4 protein-coding genes and 1 riboswitch are annotated in these 3,740 nt (G+C 50.4%); of the genes, 2 read left to right on the top strand and 2 right to left on the bottom strand.

From position 1 onward, the window contains the following. Positions 1-318: 318 nt before the first annotated feature. A complete protein-coding gene (locus tag ABFD83_09430) occupies positions 319-792 on the bottom strand; it encodes an ImmA/IrrE family metallo-endopeptidase (GenBank protein MEN6357291.1) in 474 nt (157 codons plus the stop codon). Positions 793-800: 8 nt separating this feature from the next. Next, complete coding sequence (locus ABFD83_09425) at positions 801-1,184, bottom strand: helix-turn-helix transcriptional regulator (GenBank protein ID MEN6357290.1); 384 nt, start codon at positions 1,182-1,184, stop codon at positions 801-803. A gap of 164 nt (positions 1,185-1,348) precedes the next feature. Here ABFD83_09425 and ABFD83_09420 point away from each other — a divergent pair, with 164 nt between their 5' ends. Next, positions 1,349-2,080 (top strand): hypothetical protein, encoded by a 732-nt coding sequence (locus tag ABFD83_09420; GenBank protein MEN6357289.1) that lies wholly within the window; start codon positions 1,349-1,351, stop codon positions 2,078-2,080. A 257-nt stretch (positions 2,081-2,337) separates the two neighbouring features. Then, on the top strand, positions 2,338-3,141 hold the full coding sequence (locus tag ABFD83_09415) for a PHP domain-containing protein (protein MEN6357288.1): 804 nt from the start codon (positions 2,338-2,340) through the stop codon (positions 3,139-3,141). 74 nt (positions 3,142-3,215) lie between these two features. Then, a riboswitch (cyclic di-GMP riboswitch) is annotated at positions 3,216-3,301 on the top strand. Positions 3,302-3,740 lie beyond the last annotated feature (439 nt).

The raw sequence follows: 3,740 nt of genomic DNA, 5'->3' as shown, positions 1-3,740 counted from the left end.
ATCTCTGATGCCACTACCTGGCACTTATATGCAGGCTTAGCGGTTAACGGAATCTCAGATCCCGAGATTGCCCCAAAGGGGCCAGATTGCAAATCTGCCCCAACAGAAATTAGATGCGTTAGCCCTGCCTTTCATTCTGACTAATCTTTACGGACTGATCGTATCATTTAAGCTGAGCTATAGTCAAATTTGATGTATGATTAGATGTAATATGTCACGCGTAATGCGAATTAGATTGAGCATAAATAGCGCCATTTTTCAGTCCCCGTAGGGGGACTAGAATCGTAAATTAATCCGCATCATGCGTATATGTCTATGTTAATTTGTGCGCAGGCCGAGTTCTCTTAGCCTTATGCGCATCGCCACAGTGCTGACCTCAAACATGTTGGCCAGCAGTGCTGTCTTATCAAAGCGGCCATGTTTGACTTCGGATGCTTTACGCCTGACAAGCGCTGCGGGCATCAGGATCTCTGCCGCGAACCTGTCGCACAGGCTCTCATCTTTGGCGGAGTTGTCGGTTTTTATACGAAATGCGTCTTCAGGCGATTGACGCCCTATACACAGAACGTGATGAGCAAGCTCGTGCGCTGTTGTCCAGCGCTGACGTTCCGGGGAATCGTTTGAATTGAGGATTATGTGAGCGCCCATCTCGGTGCGCAGATACATACCTGCGACGTTTTTCGGCAGGGGTCTGATCTCGATCTCGACACCGAACCACTCCGCCAGCCAGTTTAGATCGAGCGGAGGCTCTATGTGCCTGGGTATCAGTCGAATGCCAAACGGCATCTCCATAGCACCCCTCATAAATGACGGCTATGATCGCGCCGGGAGACCTCGGTCACGATCTTCATGATATCATCCGCATCTTCTTGCGAGAGGCCGGATACACTGCGCAGAGCAAGTTCGACAGTTTTAACCAGATCCCCTGATGGAGGCTGCTTGCGGCCTGCCGCAACAAGAAGTTCATCAACGTCACCGCCGACAGCTTCGGCAAAATCAGCCAGCAGGTCATCCGATATTACCCTGCCGAGGTTTAGCAGTTGGCGGAGCCACTCGGGACTTATATTGCTCCGTCTGGCAACTTCCTCACGCGTAAGACCCGACGCCTCCAGCATCTTTTTTGCTGATTGCGCCAGTTCGGGCTCATATCTGGTTTGTCGTCTGCCTCGTAAATTATCGTTCATTTTCACCACTGCAGCGTTCGTTCTACCAAATTATTATATGCTCCCGCGCCATGGTGTGCAAATTTTCCAGCATATTCGCATCTATATTATTGACATTCTTCAATACTGTGATATATTATACCACAACAATAGTGGTGGCGATACGTTCATACAGGGAGACTCAGATGGCTGAAACGTTCTGGATACTCGAATCACCTGAAAAAAGAACCGCAAGATGGGATAAGGGCAACATATGGCGCAGGAGCGATTATCCCAACAACACGCTTGGAGGCGAATATATTTCATTCGGCGGCCCGGCAAACCGTGTTTCCGAGCTTCGGGTCATCTTGCAGACCAGCAGCATTCCTGACATCATCTGGACACTGACCGATTGCCTGGTTCGCAATCAAATACTCAACGAGATGCGCGAACAAGGGTTTACGGGCTTTGAAACAAGACGCGCCATTGTTCGATGGGACCCATCAGCAACCATATCGAATGTTGATGGCGGCCACAAGCTGCCGGAGCTTTCATCCGATGATGATACGCCGATGTTTTGGGAGATGCTGATAACGGGATGGGGCGGAATGGCAAAAGAAGAATCGGGAATTAAAAGGCTTGCGGAAACAAATGTCTGGGAAGGCTTCCCCGACTGGAGCCGTGCGGTTGATTGGAGCTTATGGGACGGCAGCGACTTCTTTATAGTCTGGCCGTTCGCATTCACACTGCTGGTGACCGGCAGGGTCGCCGAATTCATCACAACGCATAACCTAACAGGCGTTCACCTCACAACCCCTGATGAATACACTCGAAAGTACGTCTTGCACAAACCGGGGCGCATTATTCCTATGCGCCTGCGCGATCACTTTCCTGATGAGCGCGCAAAAATAATAGGCGGGCCTTTGGGTATATACTAAGCGCAAGCTCGCCACCAAAACATGAATAGATCAGTTCTCTGGGAATTGTGGGACCTGCTCTCCAACGAAGTTTTGGGGATAGGGGATGGGGGATAGATTACGTTGAGTGAACAACCAAAGCCTCTCTTCCCTAACCCCTAACTCCTATCCCCCGGGCTAAAACCATCAGTTTCTCTCGGAAAACTGAATCTCTTTCTCATGACAACTGCATTCGCAAGCTGATATACTAGCAACAAGTAAATGTGAGGTGCGATTGTTTGACACAAAGATACAGCCCGCCTGACAGATCTGTTCGTGAATGCAAATACTGGTGGTTCGATATATGGGACCGAATGGTAAATGGAGCGCTTAGAAGCGCCGGAACGCCTAATGTTATGGTCGGCCCTGGAGAGATTGCTATAGACACACATGTCCACAGTCTCTTTTCGCACTGCTCCATATCGCAACCTGAGGCGATCATTCTCAGGGCTGTCAAGCTGGGTCTTCGCGGCGTGTGCGTAACAGACCACAATGATATCCGAGGCTCGCTGAATGCAATCGAGTGCGCCGATGATCTCAAACACCGGGGATTGATACCTGAAGATTTTCTTATCATTCCCGGTGTCGAGATAAACAGCAATCGCGGCCACATAGGCGCTCTGTTTACAAATGAAGCACTGCCGATTGATCGAAGCGTTGAGTGGACTGTGAATTCGATTCATGATTGCGGCGGACTTGCGGTAGCTGTTCATCCATATCATTCTACCGGCATCGAAGATGCTGTCTATGATGCGCCGTTCGACGCGGTTGAGGTCGAGTGCGGTTCGGTCTTCGGAGCCGGATTGGTAAGGAAAAATTCCGCTATAGCAAATGATTCCAGACTTGCGCATATGGCCAAGTTCGGCGCGAGCGACGCTCATTACATCAACGGCATCGGCAGTTGTTACACGGTAATAAAGCTGAGCGAGCCAACCTTGAATGCGGCAAAAAAAGCTATCCTGAACGGAATGTGCTCGGCGAGATACTCCATACCTTGCCTGCGCATGAGGAAATTGCTTGGCTGCATAGGCAAACTCGATTAACTGCAAAAACCCGTAAAAGCATCAGTTATGCTCCTCACGGGACATGGCAAAACTTAATTGGCTAAGCTAGAGGAGACCGATACTGGCAAACCTGTCGAAAGGCAGGGACGCAAAGCCTAGAGCCTAAGGCCCCAGTGGCTATGGCGGTCTGGCTGCCGAAGCTCCAAGCGTTCCGTGTTGACGTAGATAATAGTGGCCGCCATTTGAGCGTTAGGCGGCCAGTCTGTTGCGTTGACAAGGACCAGCGCAATGCGTCATGGCTGATTGTATGGAAGGCTCCTCTAATTTCACGGCGCCGGGGATGGCTGCTCCGGCGCCGTTCCCCTGTACACACTCATATTCAGTGGTCTACTTGCCGAGGCAATTGCGATAAACGCCAAACCCAGCGATTTTCCTGCTCGGCCGCTCCTCAATTAAGCGGGGAGAGCAGTAAAATCGCGGCCAAATTTCTTTCATCGCAAGCCTACTTGCCGAGGCAGTTGCGTTAGGCATAGCTAATCTCAAATCTGTTGGTTCAAAGAAAGTGGAAACCCCAAGCTCTGAGCGTGTGGAACGAAGCGCAAATGCAAAAAAGTGGAAAATCTACCCCAATAAAAGCA

Source organism: Armatimonadota bacterium, assembly GCA_039679645.1.
Taxonomy (GTDB): Bacteria; Armatimonadota; UBA5829; order UBA5829; family UBA5829; genus UBA5829.
This window is presented reverse-complemented; position numbering and strand designations above follow the sequence as displayed.